Below are 2329 nucleotides of genomic sequence, written 5' to 3' on the forward strand. Positions count from 1 at the left end.
ACCCTGATCTCGACGCTTTACTGCCCTGGAACTTCGCTCATTAATACTCGCCCCGTGGGATCATGGGGCGCATACGAATTAAACGAGAGGCGAGTAGGGCAACAACAACCATAACGACTGCCAATATTGTCAATAAGCTGAAGTAATCACCATAGACCGTTTGTACCACCTCTTGGGTAACCTCCTGTCCTTTCTCCATTGCAATAGAGGTTGAAAATACGGCACCGACAATACCGCTTAGCGCGATGGCGACAGAAAACAGACTAACTGAGAAGTTCTCAATATGCTTTGGTGCAACCGACAGGATGAAAGCAACGACTAAGCTACCAACAATCACTTCTGCCAATGCTTGGAAGAAGTGGATAGCCAGAAAGACTTCTGGGCCGATGATGACATTTTCACCGATGTTGTAGACCGCCATCGTCAAAATACCGAAGGCAATGGCAGTCAGTACAAAGGAAAAGCTCACTTTGGTCGCGGTAGAAAAATTGATATTTCGTTTTTCCAGCGAAGAGAAAGTCCAAGAGACTAGCGGACCACCAACAATACACCAAAGTGGGTTCATTGCCATTGAGGCTTCTGGGGCGATAGGGATAATACCGAAGAGATCGCCGCGCATGGTATTGATGGTCACCATCGTCATTGAGGTCATCATTTGACCGTAGTAGACAAAAAATGCAGTCGTAAGGGCCGTTATAATTAAAATTGTGCCCATTTTTAGCGAATCAGAGCGGTTAGCCTTCATCATCAGCCAGATAAAGTAACCGATCGCGGCCGCACCAATGGCATATACGATGTTTTTGCCAATAGCCATGTTTGAGAACATGAAGAAAACCAGGCCGATCATCGATGCTGAGATAACGCTGAAGGCAATCCAGTTTTTAGCCCCAGTAGGTTGGTTATCCATTTCAGCCGCAACAGAGAGTAGCGACTTACGTGAGGTAAGCAAAATTACGAAGGCAAGAGCAGCCATCCCCCCAGATAGTGCAAAGCTACCATTGAAGCCAAGGATTAATACGATCATTGGGAAAAAGTACTGGCCTAGGAGCGCACCAATGTTGTTGACCGAGTAGTTAACTGGGTAGGCATTCTCAAAGTGCTCTTCAGATTGGAAGGTACGCTTGTAAAGGCTAGGGTAGGAAGGGGACATTAAGCCGCGTGAATAACTTGCTAGCGCAATACCGATCAAACTCATTGGCACGTTAAGGGTGGACGCACCCATTACAAGTAGTGTGTAACCAACAGCAAAGCCCAGATAGCTGATTGTCAACGAGCGGTAGGCACCTAGATATTTATCAGCAATAAAACCACCAGCGATAGCAAACAATGGTCCAATGGATGAGAAAGCACCAACAACCATCATGGTGTCAGCTTCACTGTAATTGAGGTCTTCTAGGAAAAAGCGGGTGAGGATCACCATCACGCCGTAGAAAGAAAGGCCAAACATCATTTGGCACACCATCATCGACTTATTGAGTCTGTTCCACATATTTACATCTCTATGTCTATGGATTAGGGGTGATTACAGAATTTTAATTTGTAACTAAATGTAAATCATGGCAGATATTATCACTTCTGACCGTCAAGTACTCTTTAAAATGTGTTTTTAGTGAGCAAGTCATCATTAGTTTTATTTATTTTACGGGTTAATAAATTGGTTCTTCTCCGCTTACATGAGCTTGATATTTGGGTAAAAAGTAGAGTGGGTATCTGGGATCGATGTTTGCCTGATCTTTAATTTGAAGTAGTCCGTGTCCCTCACACCTCGAGCTCTTCGCCTAAGCAGACCAATGGAGACATTTCCAGCTTCTACTCGGGCGTTGGTCAGTTTGTACTTTGCGTAGTTACAGATCCCAACTTGTCTTTCTAACAATGCATCGGCGAAATTGCTCAGAGAGAGGATTCGAGAGGATTTAGCAAGGCGGCACCATGCTTCAAGCGCTGCTACCATCGTCTGATAACTAGGCTCGTCCCATATTGCTTGTAGTTGTTCTTTCAACATATAAATGATGCATAGACTCTTATTGCTCTCGAGTAGATCATCGAGCCTGTCGGACTGTCTATTGTCCAGTTTGACGGCGTTTTTCAGTAGGAGGAAGAGGGTACCCTTGAGCATCTTCTTTTCCTCATGAGAGCCGTTCCTAAAAGCTTTGGCTCTCTCTTTCTTAATCAAAATGCAGTAATTCTGCATCACATGGAATCGGTCAAAAACAATATCGGCATTGGGTAACATCTTCCTAACTGCCGATTGATAGGCCTGTCCCATATCCATTGATACTGCTTTGATCCCTTCCCGTGTCATCACCGGTAACTGCTCGAAGAATGAAAT

Annotated in this window: 2 protein-coding genes; both read right to left on the minus strand. The window is 44.7% G+C overall.

What is annotated here, in order from left to right:
• Window positions 1-40 precede the first annotated feature (40 nt).
• Window positions 41-1489 carry a peptide MFS transporter gene (locus tag NHN17_RS25600; RefSeq protein WP_255045495.1) on the minus strand — a complete coding sequence of 483 codons (1449 nt, stop codon included), beginning with the start codon at window positions 1487-1489 and terminating at the stop codon, window positions 41-43.
• 180 nt (window positions 1490-1669) lie between these two features.
• On the minus strand, window positions 1670-2329 hold a 660-nt coding region (locus NHN17_RS25605; protein WP_255045496.1), incomplete at its 5' end, for an ISL3 family transposase.

It is taken from the genome of Photobacterium pectinilyticum, from assembly GCF_024357955.1.
In the GTDB taxonomy this organism is placed as follows: domain Bacteria; phylum Pseudomonadota; class Gammaproteobacteria; order Enterobacterales; family Vibrionaceae; genus Photobacterium; species Photobacterium pectinilyticum.

What these genes read in the sequence shown, in the direction of transcription:
- NHN17_RS25600 (WP_255045495.1), bottom strand. Translation starts at nt 1,489, where the DNA reads ATGTGGAACAGACTCAATAAGTCGATGATGGTGTGCCAAATGATGTTT.